The 23,222-nt window shown below is 57.1% G+C and carries 19 protein-coding genes; 13 read left to right on the top strand and 6 right to left on the bottom strand.

Features of this window, described 5'->3' with window-relative positions; genetic code table 11:
* Positions 1-7 precede the first annotated feature (7 nt).
* The 3 genes from cyoA to LGM20_RS19815 all read right to left on the bottom strand — a co-directional run bounded on the left by cyoA (position 8) and on the right by LGM20_RS19815 (position 3,529).
* Positions 8-952: a cytochrome o ubiquinol oxidase subunit II gene (gene cyoA, locus LGM20_RS19825; protein WP_004204802.1), complete on the bottom strand. Its 945-nt coding sequence runs from the start codon at positions 950-952 to the stop codon at positions 8-10.
* Between the two features lie 479 nt (positions 953-1,431).
* Entirely contained in the window at positions 1,432-2,907 is a 1,476-nt protein-coding gene (gene ampG, locus LGM20_RS19820; protein ID WP_032453853.1) for a muropeptide MFS transporter AmpG, read from the bottom strand.
* A 43-nt stretch (positions 2,908-2,950) separates the two neighbouring features.
* Positions 2,951-3,529 carry a lipoprotein gene (locus tag LGM20_RS19815; RefSeq protein ID WP_004204800.1) on the bottom strand — a complete coding sequence of 193 codons (579 nt, stop codon included), beginning with the start codon at positions 3,527-3,529 and terminating at the stop codon, positions 2,951-2,953.
* A 302-nt stretch (positions 3,530-3,831) separates the two neighbouring features.
* On the opposite strand from LGM20_RS19815, the gene bolA reads away from it, so the two are divergent.
* From bolA to LGM20_RS19770, 9 genes are all read left to right on the top strand, one after another.
* Positions 3,832-4,149 (top strand): transcriptional regulator BolA, encoded by a 318-nt coding sequence (gene bolA / locus LGM20_RS19810; RefSeq protein WP_044521262.1) that lies wholly within the window; start codon positions 3,832-3,834, stop codon positions 4,147-4,149.
* 345 nt (positions 4,150-4,494) lie between these two features.
* On the top strand, positions 4,495-5,793 hold the full coding sequence (gene tig / locus LGM20_RS19805; RefSeq protein ID WP_023288613.1) for a trigger factor: 1,299 nt from the start codon (positions 4,495-4,497) through the stop codon (positions 5,791-5,793).
* A gap of 308 nt (positions 5,794-6,101) precedes the next feature.
* A complete protein-coding gene (clpP, locus tag LGM20_RS19800; protein ID WP_002891804.1) occupies positions 6,102-6,725 on the top strand; it encodes an ATP-dependent Clp endopeptidase proteolytic subunit ClpP in 624 nt (207 codons plus the stop codon).
* A 249-nt stretch (positions 6,726-6,974) separates the two neighbouring features.
* Positions 6,975-8,249: an ATP-dependent protease ATP-binding subunit ClpX gene (clpX, locus tag LGM20_RS19795; protein WP_002891807.1), complete on the top strand. Its 1,275-nt coding sequence runs from the start codon at positions 6,975-6,977 to the stop codon at positions 8,247-8,249.
* 183 nt (positions 8,250-8,432) lie between these two features.
* Entirely contained in the window at positions 8,433-10,787 is a 2,355-nt protein-coding gene (lon, locus tag LGM20_RS19790; protein WP_023288614.1) for an endopeptidase La, read from the top strand.
* A 209-nt stretch (positions 10,788-10,996) separates the two neighbouring features.
* Positions 10,997-11,269, top strand: a complete 273-nt coding sequence (gene hupB, locus LGM20_RS19785) for a nucleoid-associated protein HU-beta (protein ID WP_002444653.1) — start codon at positions 10,997-10,999, stop codon at positions 11,267-11,269.
* Positions 11,270-11,483: 214 nt separating this feature from the next.
* The gene (gene ppiD / locus LGM20_RS19780; protein ID WP_032453854.1) at positions 11,484-13,358 is read left to right on the top strand and encodes a peptidylprolyl isomerase; all 1,875 of its coding nucleotides are present in this window, start codon (positions 11,484-11,486) and stop codon (positions 13,356-13,358) included.
* A 148-nt stretch (positions 13,359-13,506) separates the two neighbouring features.
* Positions 13,507-13,875: a helix-hairpin-helix domain-containing protein gene (locus LGM20_RS19775; protein ID WP_044521265.1), complete on the top strand. Its 369-nt coding sequence runs from the start codon at positions 13,507-13,509 to the stop codon at positions 13,873-13,875.
* Positions 13,876-13,986: 111 nt separating this feature from the next.
* A complete protein-coding gene (locus tag LGM20_RS19770) occupies positions 13,987-14,388 on the top strand; it encodes a YbgC/FadM family acyl-CoA thioesterase (RefSeq protein ID WP_023288617.1) in 402 nt (133 codons plus the stop codon).
* Positions 14,389-14,516: 128 nt separating this feature from the next.
* On the opposite strand, the gene queC is transcribed toward LGM20_RS19770, so the two are convergent.
* Together queC and LGM20_RS19760 are read right to left on the bottom strand one after the other, a co-directional pair.
* Entirely contained in the window at positions 14,517-15,218 is a 702-nt protein-coding gene (gene queC, locus LGM20_RS19765) for a 7-cyano-7-deazaguanine synthase QueC (protein WP_023288618.1), read from the bottom strand.
* A gap of 66 nt (positions 15,219-15,284) precedes the next feature.
* Positions 15,285-16,982, bottom strand: coding sequence for an SgrR family transcriptional regulator (locus tag LGM20_RS19760; RefSeq protein WP_044521267.1), 1,698 nt, complete (start codon positions 16,980-16,982; stop codon positions 15,285-15,287).
* Positions 16,983-17,109: 127 nt separating this feature from the next.
* On the opposite strand from LGM20_RS19760, the gene cof reads away from it, so the two are divergent.
* Complete coding sequence (gene cof / locus LGM20_RS19755; RefSeq protein ID WP_044521268.1) at positions 17,110-17,928, top strand: HMP-PP phosphatase; 819 nt, start codon at positions 17,110-17,112, stop codon at positions 17,926-17,928.
* Positions 17,929-17,972: 44 nt separating this feature from the next.
* Here the strand turns inward: cof and LGM20_RS19750 are convergent, their stop codons facing one another.
* Positions 17,973-19,025, bottom strand: coding sequence for a PLP-dependent cysteine synthase family protein (locus tag LGM20_RS19750; protein ID WP_023288621.1), 1,053 nt, complete (start codon positions 19,023-19,025; stop codon positions 17,973-17,975).
* A gap of 115 nt (positions 19,026-19,140) precedes the next feature.
* Between LGM20_RS19750 and LGM20_RS19745 the strand changes: the two genes are divergently transcribed.
* The 3 genes from LGM20_RS19745 to LGM20_RS19735 are packed head-to-tail and all read left to right on the top strand — an operon-like array spanning position 19,141 to position 23,186.
* Positions 19,141-19,599: an Lrp/AsnC family transcriptional regulator gene (locus tag LGM20_RS19745; RefSeq protein WP_004204786.1), complete on the top strand. Its 459-nt coding sequence runs from the start codon at positions 19,141-19,143 to the stop codon at positions 19,597-19,599.
* Positions 19,600-19,642: 43 nt separating this feature from the next.
* Positions 19,643-21,415: a SmdA family multidrug ABC transporter permease/ATP-binding protein gene (locus LGM20_RS19740; RefSeq protein WP_023288622.1), complete on the top strand. Its 1,773-nt coding sequence runs from the start codon at positions 19,643-19,645 to the stop codon at positions 21,413-21,415.
* Positions 21,408-23,186 carry a SmdB family multidrug efflux ABC transporter permease/ATP-binding protein gene (locus tag LGM20_RS19735; protein WP_023288623.1) on the top strand — a complete coding sequence of 593 codons (1,779 nt, stop codon included), beginning with the start codon at positions 21,408-21,410 and terminating at the stop codon, positions 23,184-23,186. Before LGM20_RS19740 ends, LGM20_RS19735 begins: the two co-directional genes overlap by 8 nt.
* The last annotated feature ends 36 nt before the right edge of the window (positions 23,187-23,222 follow it).

The following is a 23,222-nucleotide window of genomic DNA, read 5'->3' as shown; positions in this document are numbered from 1 at the left end:
CGGCCCCTTAGTGAGCGGTTTCCGCGTGGCTCATGTCCATGCCTTCCATCCCGTCGTGAGCGGCATGCTCGCCTTCAGGTTTGGACATGTTCATGCTCTCGTGAGACATGAATTTGTTCACAACATCTTTGAACAGATCCGGCTTCACGTTAGAGAAGTATTCCACTTTGTTATATTCGCTAGGCACAGCCACTTTCTCGAACGCGGCCATAGAGTCCATAGCGTTCGGAGACTGTTTCGCTTTTTCAACCCACTGATCGAAAGTTGCACGATCCGGGGTAGCAATCGCTTTGAACTTCATACCAGAGAAGCCCGGGCCACTGTAGCTAGCGGAGATACCGTCATAAGTACCAGCTTCGTCAGCAATGAGGTGCAGCTGAGTCTGCATCCCGGCCATTGCGTAGATCTGGCTGCCTAAGCGCGGAATAAAGAACGAGTTCATCACCGAGTTAGAGGTCACTTTGAAGTGTACCGGTACGTTCGCCGGGAAGGCGATTTCGTTAACGGTAGCAATACCCTGTTCCGGATAGATAAAGAACCATTTCCAGTCCATCGATACGACTTCGATGGTGATTGGTTTCTCGTCATGGACAAGCGGTTTGCTTGGCTCCAGTGCGTGAGTGGTTTTCCAGGTCAGAACGGCCAGGAACAGGATGATCAGAATAGGTACCGTCCAGACCACAGCTTCCACTTTATTGGAGTGTGACCAGTTCGGGCTATACTTCGCATCTTTATTGCTCGCGCGATACTTCCAGGCAAATCCTACTGCCATCAAGACGGCGGGAATAACGACAATCATCATCAGGCCGAAGGCCGTCAGAATCAAAGAGCGTTGCTCCAGTCCAATCTGTCCTTTTGGGTCAAGGAGTGCAGAATCACAACCACTGAGTAATACAGTACCTGCGATTAATGACATCCATCCCAAACTTTTATTGTATTTCCTGAGTCTCATTGAACGACCTCAATTCCACGGGATCTGGTGGCGTTTAAAGTGTACGGGCATTTTACGGTAAGGTTGCATTACTGTAAACATGATTGGATCTCTGTCAGTTCTGTGTTAGCGGCTTCTGCTTGCTTTGTCACATATGTTACGTAGTGTTACGTAATCGCTTGCAAAGCCTGATTTTCGTGGGATCGATAACGAAAGGGATAAGAAAAGGAGTGCTTAGCGGCGAATGGGCATAACCACCCAAAAATTAGAACAATTGTTTAACATTTAATTATCAAATAAAAGACATTGTGGAAACGTAAAATAAAATCGGCTTAGCTGAATCGGTTAAATTATTTAAAGAATCGAATAAAAACTGTCAATAATTTCCAGAAAACAAAAACGCACAAAACAACAAATAGCGCGGCGGGCAATATAAAAGCGTTAATAAGCCGTTATAATTACGTTTCGTAATTACAACGGCTAATAATGATGCAGCGTCCTTAAATCAGGTGGGTTTTACGCAGCGCCAGGTAGTCGAGCAGGCCGCCGAGCAAAATACCGCCAACGGCCGTCAGCGCGGCAACCTCCAGCAGGCCGGACAGGAAGCTGAACGACGTATAATCCAGCGCGTTGAGGATCAGCAGACCCAGCCATACCGCCAGCAGCAGGCAGCCCAGCGTCAGGATCCCCAGCGCCAGCGCATAGGCCTGCGGATATTCGCTACGCGGTATAAAGCTTGCCGTGCGTTGGGTATGCTCGAGCGTTTGCCGGCACAGCAGCAGCAGCGCGATCCCCGGCACCGCCGCGACCACAGAGAAGAGATAGAAGGTGGACCAGCCGTGGGCCTCGACGAACCAGCCGGCAATCGGCCCGACGTACACGCGGCCAACCGCGGACAGCGCCGAGAGCAGCGCGAACTGGGTGGCGGAGAACGACTTGTTGCACAGCGTCATCAGCAGCGCCACAAACGCCGCCGTGCCCATTCCCCCGCACAGGTTCTCAAAGAATACCGCGGTCGCCATGGAATAGAGGTGCTTATCGGTAATCGACAGCAGCCAGTAGCCGGCGTTGGAGACCCCCTGCAGCAGACCGAAGATCAGCAGCGCCCGGAACAGCGTCAGCCGCTGCATCAGGACGCCGCCGTACAGGGCGCCGAGAATGGTGGCGAACAGGCCTAAGGTTTTGTTCACCATCCCCACTTCACCGGCGTCAAAACCGACGCCGCGGATGAGAAAGGTGGTGGTCAGGCTCATGGCAAACGCATCGCCAAGCTTATAAAGAACGATGAGCAACAGAATAAGCCAGGCGTTGTTGCGGCCGAAAAAATCGCGCAGCGGTGCAACCACCGCCTGCTCCAGCGATCGGGGAACCGGGATGACGTCGCTCGGCTCGGGCGCCAGCAGCGTGGCGATGATGCAGGGCACCAGCAGCGCCGCCATCAGCCAGTACATCCCCTGCCAGCCGAGATAGCGGTCGGCGAGCCACAGGGCCAGACCGCCGGAGACCAGCATCCCGAGGCGATAGCCCAGCACGCTGATCGCGGCGCCGGCGCCGCGCTCTTCCGCCGGCAGAACGTCGGTTTTCCAGGCGTCAAAGACAATATCCTGCGACGCTGAACAGAAGGCGATCACCACCGCCAGCGCCGCCATCCAGCGCAGCTGGGAGACGGGTTCAAGAAAGCCCATCGCCGCGATGGCCAGCAGGAGCAGGATCTGGGTGGTGACCAGCCAGCCTCGACGTCGGCCGAGAAACGGCGGCGTGTAGCGGTCCATCAGCGGGGACCAGAGAAATTTAAAGACATAGGCCTGGCCGACCAGCGAGAAAAAACCGATCGTTTTCAGATCGATATTTTCCACCGTCATCCAGGCCTGCAGGGTACCGGAGGTGAGGGCCAGCGGCAGACCGGAGGCGAAGCCGAGGATCAGCAAAATCGCTGATTTAGGCTGCTGAAAAATGCGTAAGTAATGACTGGACATAGCATAAAGCACGAACCCGGCGGAGGCCGGGTTCGTGGTGGCATTAACGCGCGTTTTGCTTGATGAAATCGTGAATGCTGGTGTCCTGCGCCATATCGGCGATGGTATCGGTCAGGACGCTGTTAACGGCATCAGCGATGTTTTTGTTCGAGGCCTGGAAGGCGCCTTCAACCGAGTAGCTGGCGCGGTAGTTTTTGGTCATCTTCGTGCCGTTTGCCGCGGTGGCGATGATGGCGATATCGGCTTTGGTGGCGATGTTGTAGCGCACGTTGCCCTGGGAGACGTCAGCGTAAAGTTTGTTGACGATGATCTGCAGATCGACTGCGCCGTTCGGGCCAATCATATAGCCGCGCGCGGTCATTTGTTTCTCCAGCACTTCCTGCAGCAGGAAGCGCAGGTCGCGGGAGGCGGTGAGGGTGACCTGTTGGTTGTCGCGCGTCACTTTCGCCAGCGCCTGGTCCGGACGCTGGTCGGCGCCGTTGATGCTGACGGTCACGCCCATCAGGCTCGGATCCTGCTGCGGCAGCGTGATTTTCGGCGATACTTCAATGGTGGTCGGCGGCGTGGCGCATCCTGCCAGCATAAACATGGCGACCAACGGGAAAAGGATCTTCTTAAGCATGTTCAGGTCTCAACGCATGGTGTTGTTATAAGGAAAATTACCGCCATCATAGCATTGCCAACGGCAAGGGGAAGTGGCAACGCGTGTAAATCCATCGCCCTGGCGGTTTTCTGAGCGCCCCGCTACGGTTAATCGCTCTTTCACCGGCGGATCTGGCGACCAGAGCCAGTAAACGTGATACTTTTGAATGAAAATATCAGAACAATGCTAATTTTTTGTTGTTTTCTCCTAATGGAAGCGGTAAAAGCGGCTAACATTTAAAAGGAGTGGCGGCATCTCAGCGTTGTCGGAGGAGAAAATTCATGATGATACGTGAACAGATCGAAGCAAAACTTAGAGCAGCGTTCGACCCGATGTATCTCGAAGTCGTGGATGAAAGTTATCGTCACAACGTCCCTGCGGGCTCTGAAAGTCATTTTAAAGTGGTGTTAGTGAGCGATCGCTTCACTGGCGAGCGTTTCCTTAATCGCCACCGTATGATCTACGGCACGCTAACCGAGGAGCTGTCGAATACGGTGCACGCCCTGGCGTTGCACACCTACACGATTAAAGAATGGGAAGCGCTACAGGATACGGTTTTCGCCTCGCCGCCGTGCCGCGGCGCGGGGAGCCTCGCCTAGAAATCCCATTTGCAACCGCTGGCGCTTTTCCAGTATGTTGCTTGCAGATTTAGCAAAAACGGCCTACGGGCCGTTTTGTTTTGCCTGGAAAATGCGCAAAGTCAGCGCTTTTGCGGACAAAATTGAGCGGGAAATGTGAAAAATGCCGCAGCACCAGGCGACAACCGTTCTCGACTCACAAAAGTGATGCCGCTATAATGCCGCGTCTTATATATGAATGTCTTCGGGATGATTCTGACGACAGGGAATGTGTTTCTGATTTGAAGAGGGCATCCCGGTTCTGCGAAGCCACCTACACGCGCTTCCAGAGTTGACCGAGCACTGTGATTTTTTTGAGGTAACAAGATGCAAGTTTCAGTTGAAACCACTCAGGGCCTTGGGCGCCGTGTAACGATTACTATCGCCGCTGACAGCATCGAGAATGCTGTCAAAAGCGAGCTGGTCAACGTAGCGAAAAAAGTTCGCATTGACGGCTTCCGTAAAGGCAAAGTGCCGATGAATGTTGTTGCTCAGCGTTATGGCGCATCCGTTCGCCAGGACGTGCTGGGCGACCTGATGAGCCGTCATTTCGTTGACGCGATCATCAAAGAAAAAATCAATCCGGCCGGCGCGCCGAACTACGTTCCGGGCGAATACAAACTGGGCGAAGACTTCACCTACGCGGTAGAGTTCGAAGTGTACCCGGAAGTTGAACTGCAGGGTCTGGAAGCGATCGAAGTAGAAAAACCGGTTGTTGAAGTGACCGACGCTGACGTTGACACCATGCTGGAAACCCTGCGCAAGCAGCAGGCCACCTGGAAAGACAAAGAAGGCGCAGTTGACGCTGAAGATCGCGTAACCATCGACTTCACCGGTTCCGTAGACGGCGAAGAGTTCGAAGGCGGCAAAGCGTCTGACTTCGTACTGGCGATGGGTCAGGGTCGTATGATCCCGGGCTTCGAAGACGGTATCAAAGGCCACAAAGCGGGTGACGAGTTCACCATCGACGTGACCTTCCCGGAAGAGTACCACGCTGAAAACCTGAAAGGTAAAGCGGCTAAGTTCGTTATCAACCTGAAGAAAGTTGAAGAACGTGAACTGCCGGAGCTGACCGAAGAATTCATCAAACGTTTCGGCGTGGAAGATGGTTCCGTCGCTGGCCTGCGCGCTGAAGTGCGTAAAAACATGGAACGCGAGCTGAAAGGCGCTGTGCGTAACCGCGTGAAGTCTCAGGCTATCGAAGGTCTGGTTAAAGCTAACGAAATCGACGTTCCGGCGGCCCTGATCGACAGCGAAATCGACGTGCTGCGTCGCCAGGCTGCTCAGCGTTTCGGTGGCAACGAGAAACAGGCTCTGGAACTGCCGCGTGAGCTGTTCGAAGAACAGGCTAAACGCCGCGTAGTGGTTGGCCTGCTGCTGGGCGAAGTGATTCGCACCAACGAGCTGAAAGCTGACGAAGAGCGCGTGAAAGGCCTGATCGAAGAGATGGCTTCTGCTTACGAAGATCCGTCAGAAGTGGTTGAGTTCTACAGCAAGAACAAAGAGCTGATGGACAACATGCGCAACGTGGCGCTGGAAGAGCAGGCTGTTGAAGCCGTGCTGGCGAAAGCCAAAGTGTCTGAAAAAGCCACTTCCTTCAACGAACTGATGAACCAGCAGGCGTAATTTCGCCGCGATGGTTTAAGGTTCGGGCAAAAACCCGTTGCCGAAAGGCGGCGGGTTTTTTTTTAGGATAATGCCAGCCTCAGGCACGGTGCTAAAACGCATTTACCATGATAGCGTTACAGCAAAAGCTTGTTATGCTTGAAATATGGCAACGCCATCCCCATTACCGGGTAGGCAACTGCATCCGCAATTGCACGCGTGTTGAAGAGGCGGTGACGCGTTCAGCGGATAGAAACTGTGGCTGATAATCCGTCCATAAGGTTACAATCAGTGCAGCAGGTATTTTAAAATTACTCCAGGAGACGGAAATGTCATACAGTGGCGAACGAGACAACTTTGCACCCCATATGGCCCTGGTGCCGATGGTCATTGAACAGACCTCACGCGGTGAACGTTCTTTTGATATCTACTCCCGTCTGCTTAAGGAACGCGTCATTTTTCTGACCGGCCAGGTCGAAGACCACATGGCAAACCTGATCGTGGCGCAGATGCTGTTTCTGGAAGCGGAAAACCCGGAAAAAGACATTTACCTGTACATTAACTCTCCGGGCGGGGTGATCACCGCCGGGATGTCGATCTATGACACCATGCAGTTCATCAAGCCGGACGTCAGCACCATCTGTATGGGACAGGCCGCGTCCATGGGCGCGTTCCTGTTGACCGCCGGGGCGAAGGGCAAGCGTTTCTGCCTGCCGAACTCCCGCGTGATGATCCACCAGCCGCTGGGCGGCTATCAGGGGCAGGCGACGGATATTGAGATCCACGCCCGTGAAATCCTGAAGGTGAAAGGACGCATGAATGAGCTGATGGCGCATCATACCGGCCAGTCTCTTGAGCAGATTGAGCGTGACACCGAGCGTGACCGCTTCCTCTCTGCTGCGGAAGCCGTGGAGTACGGACTGGTCGACTCTATTTTGACCCATCGTAATTGATGCCCAAGGCGCAAGGGTGCCGCTTTACGCTGCATCCTTCTCGCCACGTCTGCTAAGCGGTTGGCATTTTTCCGGAGGCTTGCCGGGCAGGCAGGCGGCCGGTAGCTTCGCTACCGCCTCGATGTAGCGCGAAGGATTTTGTGTATATACTAATGAAGGGCGGCACAACGCTATATGGCGGCTTGCGCCTGAGAATGGCATTTGCGTCGTCGTGTGCGGCACAAAGAACTTAAAAAGAGGTTTGGACTCATGACAGATAAACGCAAAGATGGATCGGGCAAATTGTTGTATTGCTCTTTTTGCGGCAAAAGCCAGCATGAAGTGCGTAAGCTGATCGCCGGGCCATCCGTGTATATCTGCGACGAATGCGTTGATTTATGTAACGACATCATTCGCGAAGAGATTAAAGAAGTTGCGCCGCACCGCGAGCGCAGCGCGCTGCCGACGCCGCACGAGATTCGCCACCACCTTGATGACTACGTCATCGGTCAGGAACAGGCGAAAAAAGTGTTGGCGGTCGCGGTATACAACCACTACAAACGTCTGCGCAATGGCGATACCAGCAATGGCGTAGAGCTGGGTAAAAGCAACATTCTGCTGATCGGGCCGACCGGCTCCGGTAAAACGCTGCTGGCGGAAACGCTGGCGCGCCTGCTGGATGTGCCGTTTACCATGGCGGACGCCACCACCCTGACCGAAGCCGGTTATGTGGGTGAGGACGTCGAAAATATCATTCAGAAACTGCTGCAGAAGTGCGACTACGACGTGCAGAAAGCGCAGCGCGGTATCGTCTATATCGACGAAATCGACAAAATTTCGCGTAAATCCGACAACCCGTCGATTACCCGCGACGTCTCCGGCGAAGGCGTGCAGCAGGCGCTGCTGAAGCTTATCGAAGGCACCGTCGCCGCCGTTCCGCCGCAGGGCGGGCGTAAACACCCGCAGCAGGAGTTCCTGCAGGTTGATACCTCCAAGATCCTGTTTATCTGCGGCGGCGCGTTTGCCGGTCTGGATAAAGTGATTTCCCACCGTGTGGAAACCGGCTCCGGCATTGGTTTTGGCGCGACGGTTAAAGCGAAGTCCGACAAAGCGAGCGAAGGCGAACTGCTGGCCCAGGTCGAGCCGGAAGATCTGATCAAGTTTGGTTTGATTCCGGAATTCATTGGCCGTCTGCCGGTAGTGGCAACCCTGAACGAGCTGAGCGAAGAAGCGCTGATCCAGATCCTGAAAGAGCCGAAAAACGCCCTGACCAAGCAGTATCAGGCGCTGTTTAGCCTGGAAGGCGCAGAGCTTGAATTCCGCGACGAAGCGCTGGATGCCATCGCCAAGAAAGCGATGGCGCGTAAAACCGGCGCCCGTGGCCTGCGTTCCATTGTGGAAGCGGCGCTGCTGGACACCATGTATGACCTGCCTTCGATGGAAGATGTCGAAAAAGTGGTCATTGATGAGTCGGTTATCGCCGGGCAGAGCAAACCGTTGCTGATCTACGGCAAACCGGAGGCTCAGCAGGCATCTGGCGAATAATTAGCCATTTCACTCAAGCAGTTAACAAAAAGGGGGGATTTTATCTCCCCTTTTATTTTTCCTGCATTCCCGCCGTTGAATGTGTGGAATACATCCCCATATACTGGATTACATATTAACGACGATGCAGTGGAGTGTGGCGTCGTCGGCTACCTGGCGGACTTTAAACTAAGAGAGAGCTCTATGAATCCTGAGCGTTCTGAACGCATTGAAATCCCCGTATTGCCGTTGCGCGATGTGGTGGTTTATCCGCACATGGTCATACCCCTGTTCGTAGGGCGGGAAAAATCTATCCGTTGCCTCGAAGCGGCCATGGACCATGATAAAAAAATCATGCTGGTTGCGCAGAAAGAAGCGTCGACGGATGAGCCGGGTGTAAACGATCTTTTCACCGTTGGAACCGTGGCGTCTATTTTGCAGATGCTGAAGCTGCCGGACGGCACCGTGAAGGTGCTGGTCGAAGGGCTACAGCGTGCACGTATTTCTGCGCTGTCTGATAATGGCGAACATTTCTCGGCGAAAGCGGAGTATCTCGACTCGCCGGCGATTGACGAACGTGAGCAGGAAGTGCTGGTTCGTACCGCTATCAGCCAGTTTGAAGGCTATATCAAGCTGAATAAAAAGATCCCACCGGAAGTGCTGACGTCGCTGAACAGCATCGACGATCCGGCGCGCCTGGCGGATACCATCGCGGCGCATATGCCGCTGAAGCTGGCGGACAAGCAGTCCGTGCTGGAGATGTCCGACGTCAACGAACGTCTGGAATATCTGATGGCGATGATGGAATCGGAAATCGATCTGCTGCAGGTTGAGAAGCGCATTCGCAACCGCGTCAAAAAGCAGATGGAGAAATCCCAGCGCGAGTACTATCTGAACGAGCAAATGAAAGCGATTCAGAAAGAACTCGGCGAGATGGACGACGCCCCGGACGAAAACGAAGCGCTGAAGCGCAAGATCGACGCGGCGAAAATGCCGAAAGAGGCGAAAGAGAAAACCGAAGCGGAACTGCAGAAGCTGAAGATGATGTCGCCGATGTCTGCGGAAGCGACCGTCGTGCGTGGCTACATCGACTGGATGGTGCAGGTGCCGTGGAATGCGCGCAGTAAGGTCAAAAAAGACCTGCGTCAGGCCCAGGAGATCCTCGATACCGATCACTATGGTCTGGAGCGCGTGAAGGACCGCATCCTTGAGTATCTCGCGGTGCAGAGCCGGGTCAACAAAATTAAGGGGCCGATCCTCTGCCTGGTGGGACCGCCGGGGGTAGGTAAAACCTCATTGGGTCAATCTATCGCCAAAGCGACCGGCCGGAAATACGTCCGCATGGCGCTGGGCGGCGTGCGCGATGAAGCGGAAATTCGCGGTCATCGTCGGACCTATATTGGCTCGATGCCGGGCAAACTGATCCAGAAAATGGCGAAAGTGGGGGTGAAAAACCCGCTGTTCCTGCTGGATGAGATCGACAAAATGTCTTCCGACATGCGCGGCGACCCGGCTTCCGCGTTGCTTGAGGTGCTGGATCCGGAACAGAACGTGGCCTTTAACGACCACTATCTGGAAGTGGATTACGATCTCAGCGACGTGATGTTCGTGGCGACGTCCAACTCCATGAACATTCCGGCGCCGCTGCTGGACCGTATGGAAGTAATTCGCCTCTCGGGTTACACCGAAGATGAAAAACTGAACATCGCCAAGCGTCACCTGCTGCCGAAGCAGATCGAACGCAACGCGCTGAAGAAAGGCGAACTGACCGTCGACGATAGCGCCATTATCGGCATTATTCGTTACTACACCCGTGAAGCGGGCGTTCGTAGCCTGGAGCGTGAAATCTCCAAGCTGTGCCGTAAGGCCGTTAAGCAGCTGTTGCTGGATAAAACGCTGAAACACATCGAAATTAACGGTGAGAATCTGCATGATTATCTCGGCGTGCAGCGCTTCGACTATGGCCGCGCCGATAGTGAGAACCGCGTCGGTCAGGTGACCGGTCTGGCGTGGACGGAAGTGGGCGGCGATCTGCTGACCATCGAAACCGCCTGCGTACCGGGTAAAGGCAAACTGACCTACACCGGCTCGCTGGGCGAGGTGATGCAGGAGTCGATTCAGGCTGCGCTGACCGTGGTACGTTCGCGGGCGGACAAGCTGGGCATTAACGCCGACTTCTACGAGAAGCGTGATATTCACGTCCACGTACCGGAAGGGGCGACGCCGAAGGATGGTCCGAGCGCGGGTATCGCCATGTGTACGGCGCTGGTCTCCTGCCTGACCGGCAACCCGGTACGCGCCGATGTGGCGATGACCGGGGAGATTACGCTGCGTGGTCAGGTGCTGCCAATCGGCGGTCTGAAGGAAAAACTGCTGGCGGCGCATCGCGGCGGTATTAAGACTGTTCTGATTCCTGATGAGAACAAACGCGACCTTGAAGAAATTCCGGATAACGTTATCGCCGATTTGGATATCCATCCGGTGAAACGAATCGAGGAAGTTCTGACACTTGCGCTGCAGAACGAACCGTTCGGCATGCAGGTTGTGACCGCGAAATAGTGATTCTGCGCAAATTGCGCTAATAAAAATAGGGCTGGTAAGTCATTTCGGACTTGCCAGCCTTTTTTTGTGTAGCTAACTTAGATCGCTGGCAGGGGGGTCATCGACAACTGCTGTTGTAAGGGCATGACAGTCCTGATATAACTGCTGCGCGGTCGCACTATGAAGGACTCTGGTGCGATATAAATTATAAAGAGAGGAAGAGAACAGTGAATAAATCTCAACTGATTGACAAAATTGCTGCGGGTGCGGACATTTCTAAAGCTGCAGCTGGACGTGCGTTAGATGCTTTAATCGCTTCTGTTACTGAATCTCTGCAGGCTGGGGATGACGTTGCGCTGGTAGGTTTCGGTACCTTTGCTGTTAAAGAACGTGCCGCCCGTACTGGTCGCAACCCACAAACAGGTAAAGAAATTACTATCGCTGCCGCAAAAGTGCCGGGCTTCCGTGCTGGTAAAGCGCTGAAAGACGCGGTGAACTGATCGGCTTTCCCGTCAGGGAATGTGACGAAGTACAAGGGCGCATCGTGAGATGTGCCTTTTTTATTGCCTTTTCAGACCACTTTATGTGTGTTTATCGCCACTTGTGGGCTGACAATCACCCTGTTTTCTTGTCAAAATACGTCCTCACGCGCGGCGGCCATCACGTGCTATGCTGCGCGAGCTAAAGTCATCTACAGCGGAGCGTTGTTACACCATGATGGACAACCTACGCACGGCCGCCAACAGCGTCGTGCTCAAGATTATTTTCGGTATCATTATCGTCTCGTTCATTTTGACCGGGGTGAGTGGTTACCTGATTGGCGGTGGCAAAAACTATGCCGCAAAAGTGAATGGCCAGGAGATTGGCCGTGGGCAGTTTGAAAACGCCGTCGCCAGCGAACGTAACCGTATGCAGCAGCAGCTTGGCGACCAGTTCTCCGAGCTGGCGGCGAACGAAAACTACATGAAAACCATGCGCCAGCAGGTGCTGAACCGCCTGATCGATGAGTCGCTTCTGGATCAGTATGCCCGCGAGCTGGGCCTCAGCATCAGCGATGAGCAGGTGAAGCAGGCGATCTTCCAGACCCAGGCGTTCCAGACGAACGGTAAATTCGACAACCAGCGTTTCAGCGGTATTGTCGCCCAGATGGGAATGACCACCGATCAGTACGCCCAGGCGCTGCGTAACCAGCTGACCACGCAGCAGCTGATTAACGCCATTGCGGGTACCGACTTCATGCTGCCGGGTGAGTCCGATCAGCTGGCGGCGCTGGTGTCTCAGCAGCGTGTCGTCCGCGAAGCGACCATCAACGTCAACGCCCTGGCGGCAAAACAGACCGCCAGCGATGAGGAAATCAACGCTTTCTGGCAGCAGAATCAGGCCCGTTTTATGGCGCCGGAGCAGTTCCGCGTGAGCTACATCAAGATGGATGCCGCCAGCATGCAGGAAAACGCCTCTGACGAAGAAATCCAGTCATGGTATGACCAGCATAAAGATCAGTTCACTCAGCCGCAGCGTAATCGCTACAGCGTGATTCAGACTAAAACTGAAGCCGACGCGAAAGCGGTGCTGGCCGAGCTGCAAAAAGGCGCTGATTTCGCCACGCTGGCAAAAGAAAAATCGACCGATATTATTTCTGCCCGCAACGGCGGCGATATGGGGTGGATGGAAGATGCCTCTACCGTGCCTGAGCTGAAAGAGGCCGGCCTGAAAGAGAAAGGCCAGCTCTCCGGGGTGATCAAATCCTCGGTTGGCTTCCTGGTGGCCCGTCTGGACGACGTCCAGCCGGCGCAGGTCAAACCGCTGGCTGACGTGCGCAATGACATTGCGGCGAAAGTGAAGCAGGAGAAAGCGCTGGATGCTTACTATGCGCTGCAGCAGAAGGTGAGCGATGCGGCCAGCAACGATAATGAATCGCTGGCGGGCGCGGCGCAGGTCGCCGGAGTGCAGGTGGTGGAAACCGGCTGGTTTGGCCGCGATAACCTGCCGGAAGAGCTGAACTTTAAACCGGTCGCTGACGCTATCTTCAACGGCGGTCTGGTCGGTGTGAACGGCGCGCCGGGCAGCAACTCTGACATCATTACCGTTGATGGCGATCGCGCCTTTGTTCTGCGTATCAGCGAGCACAAAGCCGAGGCGGTGAAACCGCTGGCCGAAGTGAAGGCGCAGGTCAGCGATATCGTTAAGCACAATAAAGCGGAACAGCAGGCGAAGCTGGATGCCGATAAGCTGCTGGCGGCGCTGAAAGACGGCAAAGGCGATGAGGCGATGAAGGCGGCTGGCCTGAGCTTTGGCGCGCCACAGACGCTTTCCCGTACCGGCCAGGATCCGCTGAGCCAGCTGGCATTCACTCTGCCGCTGCCGCAGCAGGGCAAACCGGTCTATGGCGTTGGCAGCAACATGCAAGGCGATGTGGTGCTGGTGGCGCTGGATGAAGTGAAAGCAGGCAGCATGCCGGAAGAGCAGAAGAAGGCTATGGTTCAGGGGATTACCCAGAACAATGCCCAAATCGCTTTCGAAGCGCTGATGAGCAACCTGCGCAAGGCGGCGAAAATTAAGCTGGGCGACAGCATCGACCAGCAGCAGTAATTTCGCGTCGTTTCGCAAAAATACGCAACACCATGTAATCCTCAGGGGCCGCTTTCGCGGCCCTTTCCATTTCTGTGATTTGCCTTTTGTCGGCCATCCGCACTGACGCTATCGTAGCCTTGCTGTCTACACACAAGGAGATATCAGCATGAAATATGGAATAAAAGCACTGATGGCCGCGGGCGTTCTGGTTTTCGCGGTAGGCGCACAGGGCGCGCTGGCCGCCCCCGCCAGCGGCAAAGCGGTGGTAACCAAAGAGCATGTCCCGGCGTCCTCTTCGGCGAAAGCGAAAGCGGAACCCGGCGAGGCCGACAACGGGGCGAGCAAAGTCAGCATTAACCACGCCAGCGCCGAGCAGCTGGCGCAGGCTCTGAATGGCGTGGGGTTGAAAAAAGCCCAGGCGATTGTCAGCTACCGTGAGGAGTACGGGCCGTTTAAAACCCTTGATGACCTGAAGCAGGTCCCGGGGATGGGCAGTGCGCTGGTGGAGCGGAATTTAGCCCATCTGACGCTGTAAATTTTATGCCAGCGCTTGCACAGCGGTGATTTTTTGCCAGGATAAAGAGGTTGCATTAAGTGGTGTGACCTCTTACCTCGCAAACAACAATAACAGAAAGGCATTGATGCTATGCAAACACAAATTAAAGTTCGCGGCTATCATCTGGACGTCTACCAGCATGTGAATAACGCACGCTACCTGGAGTTCCTTGAGGAGGCCCGCTGGGATGGTCTGGAAAATAGTCCGGCGTTTCAGTGGATGACCGAGAAAAACATCGCCTTCGTGGTGGTGAATATTAATATTAACTACCGCCGTCCGGCGGTCCTGGGCGATGTGCTGACGGTGAGCAGCAAACTGGAGCAACTCAACGGCAAAAGCGGCACGCTCAGCCAGGTGGTCACCCTCAACCCCAATGGCGAGGTGGTGGCCGATGCGCTGATCACCTTCGTCTGTATTGATTTGAAAACCCAGAAGGCGCTGCCGCTGGAAGGGGAACTGCGTGAGAAACTCGACCAGATGAACTTGCGCTGACAACCGTCGCGTGCGTGCCGGGCGGTGGCGCGCCTCGCCCCCCGGAAGGTGATGAACCCCTTGCCCCGGTATGCGTAGCGCCACCGGGGAATTTGAACTGAAGCTTCGGGCAGATACCTCTTCGGAGGCTATGCCTGTGTCAAGCCGGTTTTTTGCTTCATCACCGCCATTACCCCGACCTTATCGGCCAGATACTGGTTGAGCCCGTTAGCGCGCAGGTTGCAGGCGGCGCACTGGCCGCAGCCATCGCCCTTAATGCCGTTGTAGCAGGTGAGGGTTTCCCGGCGCACCAGATCCAGCTGACCCCAGTAGTCGGCCAGCGCCCAGGTCTCGGCTTTGTTCAGCCACATCAGCGGGGTTTCAAAGCGAATGTCTTTCGCCATCCCAAGGCTGACGGCGTGGTGCAGCGCTTTGACAAACTCATCGCGGCAGTCCGGGTAGCCGGAGAAATCGGTCTCGCACACGCCGGTGATGATAGCGTCGGCTTTTACCTGATAGGCGTAGATTGCCGTCAGGGTTAAAAAAAGAATATTGCGCCCCGGGACAAAAGTATTGGGAATGCCCTCGGCATCAGGCTGATAGTCCGGTACCGGAATGTTATCGCGGGTCAGGCTGCTGACCGCCAGTTCATTGAGCAGGGTAACGTCCAGCACTTTATGCGCGACGGCGCCAAGTTTCAGGGCGAGTTCGCGCGCAACGTCGATTTCCGCGCGGTGGCGTTGGCCATAATCAAAAGTGACGCAATGCACTTCATCATACTGTTGCAGAGCCTGCACCAGACAGGTGGTTGAATCTTGTCCTCCGCTGAAGACAACTACGGCGCGTTTCATGGCAATTCCTGACTTAATGAGTAAAGGCGATATGGTAGCGCCAGACGCCCGCCACCACCAGCTCTCTCACGTCGACGCCGGCAGCCAGGCGCTGGCGAAGTCGAACCAGCCGCGGGCGTTGAGGCGCAAGCCATTGACACCCGGCGGGGCGCTGATCCGATAGTTGTATTTAAACAGCGGCGTCATGATGGCGTCTTCCATCAGGTTGTTGAATACGTTGCGCAGCGCATCGTTGCGGCTGCGGGCTTCCGGCTGCGCCTGTACCGCGTCTAATGTCGCCTGCAGATGGGCATATTGCGCCCCGGTCAGCAAATTGGGCCACAGCATATCGCAGCGCAGCCACTGCTCCAGGGCATACTCTGGCGCTTCGCCGATCAGGCGGTCGCCCATCATCAGGTCGGCCTGCCCCAGATGCTGGCAGCCCTCCCAGTTTTTGGCGTCATGAAACAGAAGCGTCAGCTCGCAGCCCAGCACAGCCAGCCGCTGTCTCAGCTGTTCGGCCATGGCGTGGAGTTCGACCGGCAGATGGTAGAGCAGCGTGAGCCTGGCCGGCAGCGGCACCGCGCTGTTTTCCGGCCCCTGCGGGATGGACCATCCCGGCAACACCTCATGGCTTGGCGTAATCAGATCCTCGTCGAGCGGCAGCGTTTCCAGCAACGATGAGCGGTGAATTATCGATACCAGCCGCTGGGCCTGCGCTTTGCTAAGCCGAGGGCTGTGACGCAGGGTCAGATAGCAGAAGCCAAGACTGATGCTGTTGCTGACCTGGCGCAGGTTATGGAGCTCTTCGCGATCGCCAATCGTGATCTGCACCGGGTGGCGGCAGCTGGTCCCGAGATCGCGATCGAAGAGCTGGGGGGTGATCCAGTACTCCACCGCCTGGATCAGCGGATGCCGCAGATGGTAGCGGGGATGGTTCTCCAGGCGGACGAGTTCCGGACTAAACCGCTTCAGGCGGAACGGTCCGCAGCCGATGGCCGGATCGTCAGGATGGGCCAGCACGCTGCAATAGCTGGCGAGGCGGAACGGCAGCCAGTAGTCAGGACGATGCAGCGTGATGGTGAGGCACTGGGCGTGAGTGACATCGATGTGGCTGATGCTGGCGAAGAGGGTCCGCAAGGCGGGCAGATCCAGCAGCAGCAGTAAGCGCTGCCGCAGCTGTGCGGTTTCCACCGCATCGCCGTTGTGCCAGCACAGCGTGGAGCGGATATAAAACTGCCAGCGCAGGCCGTCAGGGGAGACCTGCCAGTGGTGCGCCAGATCGCCGATCGGCATAGTGTCGCCTTCGTCGAAGCGCGTCAGCCCGGCATAGATCTGCCCGGCCAGATGCTGCTCGGCGCGTCCGGGCAAAAAGCCGGGGCGTAGCGGCTCCAGCGGGCGATAGTATGGAATACGCAGCGTCGGGGTATTGTTTTGCCACTGACCGCCCAGAAAGGGGTGGAGCAGGGCTTTCAGCTCCACCGGGGCCAGCTGCGCCAGCTCCAGCGCGTTTTGCTGCTGACCTTTATGCAGCGCCAGCTCCATCATCTCATTGCGCAGACGTTCCGGCGTTTTATAAAAAGAGAGCAGTCCGCGCTTGCCGCGCCCGGAGCGGGCCTGCCAGCTTAACCATCCGGCATCTTGCGCCTGACGCAGCAGGGTACGGACGTGGCGTTCGCTGCAAAAACAGCGTTCCGCCAGTTCGCCGACGGTGACCTGCTGCGGCGCCCCGGCTGAGGGTTGCCACAGCCGCTGGTACTGATTTAAACGGTGTAAGAGTCGCATAAGCACTGTCGTCCACCGGGCCGTAATAAACCCGGAACAATTTATATTATCTATTCACTATTACTTCCGTATATCCCAGGTGATACTGCAACACAAGCGAAGCCCATCACACATTGGGGAAAACACCATGGCAAAACTGGCAGCATTTGATATGGACGGCACCTTGCTGATGCCGGACCATCGTCTCGGAGAAAAGACGCTCACCGCGCTGAAACGGCTGCGGGAACGCGATATCACCCTGACGTTCGCCACCGGCCGCCATGCGCTGGAGATGCACCATGTGATGGGTGAGTTTTCCCTGGACGCCTTTCTGATCACGGGCAACGGGACGCGCATCCACTCGCTGGAAGGGGAGGAGCTGTACCGTCAGGATCTCAATCCCGAGGTAGCGGAAGAAGTGCTGCATAGTCGATGGGATACCCGGGCCAGCATGCACGTGTTTAATGACGGCGGTTGGTTCACCGGCCAGGCAAGGCCAGAGCTGCTGAAGGCGCATGTCTTTAGCGGGTTTCGCTATCAACTGTGCGATCCGAAACGTATGTCGGCGCATCATGTCACCAAGATCTGCTTCTGCGGCGATCATGACGATCTGCGCCGACTGCGGATCCAACTGAATGAGGCGCTGGGCCAGCGCGCGTTTCTCTGCTTCTCGGCGATGGACTGTCTGGAAGTGCTGCCGGTTGGCTGCAATAAAGGCGCGGCGCTGGCGAGGCTGAGCCAGCACCTGGGCCTCACCCTACAGGAGTGCATGGCCTTCGGCGATGCGATGAACGATCGCGAGATGCTTCGCAGCGTCGGGCGGGGGTTCATCATGGGCAACGCGATGCCGCAGCTGAAAGCCGAGCTGCCGCATCTCCCGGTTATCGGCGACTGCCGGCATCAGGCGGTCTCCCATTTTTTAACGCATTGGCTGGATAATCCTGATCTTCCTTATTCCCCCGAATAGAGAGACCCTTCCAGCAAGCCAGATAGCATTTTATCTGGCTTTTTTTATGTTCTGCCGACCAGCCGGGCGAGCTCCGCCTGCCAGGGGGCGATATCGCCGATGTTGGCCGCCACCCACTGTGGGTTGTAATAGCTTTCCAGATAACGCTCGCCGCTGTCGCACAGCAGGGTCACGAGAGAACCCGTGCGTCCTTCCTCGCGCATCCGCGCGGCCAGCTGCAGCACCCCCCACATATTGGTCCCGGTCGAGGCGCCAACTTTTCGTCCAAGCTGCGTTTCCAGCCACAAAGCAGTGGCCACGCTCGCCGCATCCGGCACGCGCAGCATCTCATCGACAACGTCGGGAATAAATGATGGCTCGACCCGCGGGCGGCCGATGCCTTCAATTTTGCTGCCGACCGGGCTGCGCAGGCTGGCGTCGCGAGTCTGCCAGTAATCGAGGAACACCGAATTTTGCGGGTCGACAACCATCAGCTGCGTCTCGTAGCCCTGGCTGCGAATATAGCGGCCAATGGTCGCTGAGGTGCCGCCGGTGCCGGCGCTCATCACGATCCACGATGGCTGCGGGTGCGGCTCATGGCTCATCTGGCGGAAAATACTGTCGGCGATATTGTTATTGCCGCGCCAGTCGGTGGCCCGCTCGGCGAAGGTAAACTGATCCATATAGTGACCGTTCAGCTCGCGCGCCAGCGTTTCGGAAGCCGCGTAGATTTCGCAGGCGTTCTGCACAAAATGGCAGCGTCCACCGTAGAACTCGATCTGTTCGATTTTGCGTCTGGCGGTGCAGGAGGGCATCACGGCGATAAACGGCAGCCCCAGCAGGCGGGCGAAATAGGCTTCAGAAACCGCGGTCGAACCCGAAGACGATTCGATAATCGTGGTGCCTTCTTTGATCCAGCCGTTGCACAGGCCATAGAGAAACAGCGACCGCGCCAGACGGTGTTTGAGGCTACCGGTCGGATGCGTACTTTCATCCTTCAGATAAATCGGGATCCCGGGAAAACCAGGCAGCGCCAGGCGGATCAGGTGTGTATCGGCGGAACGCTGATAGTCGGCGTTAATTTCACTAATGGCGTGTTTTACCCAGGCGCTATTCATCTCGGATTCCTGTTTGTCATTTTGTGCCCAGCTTAGCGGATTGTGCGGGAAAAATTGTTGCTATTTAGCCTTTCAATTACAATTGCGGGAGTAAATTATTCTCTCTGGTGGCCTTATGTTAGATAAAATTGACCGTAAGCTGCTGGCGCTGCTGCAGGAAGATTGCACCCTCTCTTTGCAGGCGCTGGCTGATGCCGTTAATCTGACCACGACCCCTTGCTGGAAACGCCTGAAACGACTCGAGGATGAGGGTATTCTCCGCGGGCGCGTCGCCTTACTCGATGCGGAAAAGGTGGGGCTGGGGCTGACGGCGTTTGTCCTGATCAAGACCCAACATCACAGCAGCGACTGGTATTGCCATTTTGTGAGCGAAGTGACGCAGATGGCTGAAGTGCTCGGCTTCTGGCGGATGGCGGGGGAGTATGATTATCTGCTGCGGGTGCAGGTGGCCGATATGAAGCGCTATGACGACTTTTATAAACGTTTGGTGAACAGCGTGCCGGGGCTGTCGGATGTCACTTCGAGTTTTGCCATGGAACAGATAAAATACACCACCGCCTTGCCTGTCGAATAACGGTATTGCGCCGTAACCCATAACAAAATCAGGATCTTACTGCTTGCGATTATTTGCACAACTCAGCTGGTATTTCCGCCGGGAGTGGCGCCGCTATCTTGGCGCCATTGCCCTGCTGGCCATTATTGCCGTCCTGCAGCTTGTTCCGCCGAAGGTGGTGGGCATTGTGGTCGACGGCGTGACGCAACAACATTACACCGCGGAGAAGGTGTGGATGTGGATCGGCGCGCTGGTGCTGATCGCGGTGATGGTTTACCTGCTGCGCTATGTCTGGCGCGTGCTGCTGTTCGGCGCCTCTTACCAGCTGGCGGTTGAACTGCGGGAAGACTTTTACCGGCAGCTGAGCCGCCAGCATCCGGCGTTCTATTTGCGCCATCGCACCGGGGATCTGATCGCCCGCGCCACCAACGACGTGGACCGGGTGGTGTTTGCCGCCGGTGAAGGGGTGTTAACCCTGGTGGATTCCCTGGTGATGGGCTGTGCGGTGTTGATTGTGATGTCGACGCAGATTAGCTGGCAGCTCACCCTGCTGGCGCTGCTGCCGATGCCGCTGATGGCCCTGGCGATCAAACGCAACGGTGATGCCCTTCACGAACGTTTTCGCGTTGCCCAGGCGGCCTTTTCCAGCCTCAACGATCGCACGCAGGAGAGCCTGACCAGCATCCGCATGATTAAGGCGTTCGGGCTGGAGGATCGCCAGTCGGCGCAGTTTGCCGCCGATGCGGCCGATACCGGAGCGAAAAATATGCGCGTGGCGCGCATTGACGCTCGCTTCGACCCTACTATCTATATCGCCATCGGGGCGGCGAATCTGCTGGCCATCGGCGGCGGCAGCTGGATGGTGATCCACGGTAGCCTGACGCTGGGTCAGCTCACCAGCTTTGTGATGTACCTTGGTCTGATGATCTGGCCGATGCTGGCGCTGGCGTGGATGTTTAACATCGTGGAGCGCGGTAGCGCGGCCTATGGTCGTATTCGCACCATGCTCGAAGAGGCGCCGGCGGTGGACGACGGGACCGAGACGGTACCGGCTGGCCGCGGCGTCCTGCAGGTCGCTATCCGCGATTTCATCTATCCGCAGGCGAGCAAGCCTTCGCTGGAACAGGTTAATTTTACCCTGCAGCCGGGGCAAATGCTGGGCATCTGCGGGCCGACGGGCGCTGGCAAAAGCACCATTCTGGCCCTGCTGCAGCGCCATTTTGACGTCACCAGCGGCGAGATCCGCTTTCACGATCTGCCGCTACCGCGTCTGCAGCTCGACAGCTGGCGCGAACGGCTGGCGGTGGTCAATCAGACGCCGTTTTTATTCTCCGATACCGTCGCCAATAATATCGCGCTGGGAAAACCGGACGCGACGCCGGAACAGATTGAGCGGGTGGCGCGGCTGGCCAGCGTGCATGACGACATTCTGCGTCTGCCCCAGGGGTACGATACCGAAGTAGGCGAGCGCGGCGTGATGCTCTCCGGCGGCCAGAAACAGCGCATCTCGATTGCCCGCGCCCTGCTGCTGGAGGCCGAAATTCTGATCCTTGATGATGCTTTATCCGCGGTGGATGGCCGCACCGAACACCAGATCCTGCATAACCTGCGCCAGTGGGGAGAGGGGCGGACGGTGATCATCAGCGCCCACCGCCTGTCGGCGCTGACTGAGGCCAGCGAAATCCTGGTGCTGCAGCATGGGCATGTCGCCCAGCGCGGCCGCCATGAGGCGCTGGCGGTGCAGCCCGGCTGGTACCGCGACATGTATCGGTATCAGCAGCTGGAAGCCGCGCTCGACGAGGTTCCCCAGGAGCAAGAGGAGGCCCTGGATGCGTAGCTTTACCGAACTCTGGCCGACGCTTAAACGCCTGCTGGCCTATGGTTCACCGTGGCGTAAGCCGCTGGCCATCGCGGTGGCGATGATGTGGATCGCGGCGGCGGCGGAGGTGAGCGGCCCGCTGCTTATCAGCTATTTCATCGACAATATGGTGGCGAAACAGACTCTGCCGCTGAAGCTGGTGGCAGGCCTGGCGGCAGCCTATATCGGTCTGCAGCTGCTGGCGGCGCTACTGCATTATAACCAGTCGCTGCTGTTTAACCGCGCCGCGGTCGGCGTGGTCCAGCAGTTACGCAGCGATGTGATGGATGCCGCCCTGCATCAGCCGCTCAGCGAGTTTGATACTCAGCCGGTCGGGCAGCTGATCTCACGCGTGACCAACGATACCGAAGTCATTCGTGACCTGTATGTGACGGTAGTGGCGACGGTGCTCCGCAGCGCGGCGCTGATCGGCGCGATGCTGGTGGCGATGTTTAGCCTCGACTGGCGGATGGCGCTGGTGGCGATCGCGATTTTCCCGGCGGTGCTGATCGTGATGATCATTTATCAGCGCTATAGCACGCCGATCGTGCGCCGGGTGCGCGCCTGGCTTGCCGACATCAACGATGGTTTTAATGAAGTGATCAACGGCATGGGGGTCATCCAGCAGTTCCGCCAGCAGGCGCGCTTTGGCGAACGGATGCGCGAGGCCAGCTACGCCCACTACCTGGCGCGGATGCAGACGCTGCGCCTGGACGGTTTTCTGCTGCGTCCGCTGCTGAGCCTCTTTTCCTCGCTGGTGCTGTGCGGGCTGCTGATGCTGTTCGGCTTTAGCGCGGCGGGCACGATTGAGGTCGGGGTGCTGTACGCGTTTATCAGCTATCTCGGACGCCTCAACGAGCCGCTCATTGAGCTGACCACCCAGCAGTCGATGCTGCAGCAGGCGGTGGTCGCCGGCGAACGCGTTTTCGAACTGATGGACCGTCCGCGCCAGGCGTGGGGCGCCGATGACGCGCCGCTGAGCAGCGGTCGGGTGGAAATCGACCATCTCTCCTTTGCCTACCGCGGGGATCGTCTGGTCCTCCAGGATATCACGCTGGATATACCTTCCCGCAGTTTTGTGGCGCTGGTCGGGCATACCGGCAGTGGGAAGAGTACCCTCGCCAGTCTGATGATGGGCTATTACCCGTTAACCCACGGGGAGATCCGCATCGATGGCCGGCCGCTCTCTTCTCTCAGCCACAGCGCGTTGCGTCGGGGCATCGCGATGGTGCAACAGGATCCGGTGGTGCTGGCGGATACCTTCTACGCCAACGTCGCGCTGGGCCGGGACATCAGCGAAACACAGGTCTGGGAAGCGCTGGAGGCGGTGCAGCTGGCGGCGGTGGCGCGCAGCATGAGCGACGGCCTGTACACCCAGCTAGGCGAGCAGGGCAATAATCTTTCCGTCGGACAGAAGCAGCTGCTGGCGCTGGCGCGCGTGCTGGTGGAGACCCCGCAGGTTCTGATTCTGGATGAGGCGACGGCGAACATCGACTCCGGCACCGAGCAGGCGATCCAGCAGGCGCTGGCGAAGGTTCGCCAGCATACCACCCTGGTGGTTATCGCCCATCGTCTGTCGACCATCGTTGAGGCGGATACCATTCTGGTCCTGCATCGCGGTCAGGCCGTCGAGCGGGGCAACCATCAGCAACTGCTGGCGGCGAAAGGCCGCTACTGGCAGATGTATCAGCTACAGCTGGCTGGTGAAGAGCTGGCGGCCAGCGCCAGAGAAGAGTCGCTCAGCGCCTGATGCACCACCAGCAGGCAGCGAAGGCGGGTCGGCCTG

The organism is Klebsiella quasipneumoniae subsp. quasipneumoniae (assembly GCF_020525925.1).
Taxonomy (GTDB): Bacteria; Pseudomonadota; Gammaproteobacteria; order Enterobacterales; family Enterobacteriaceae; genus Klebsiella; species Klebsiella quasipneumoniae.
Note: the sequence above shows the minus strand (reverse complement) of the source record. Positions and strands in the feature narration are given on the sequence as shown.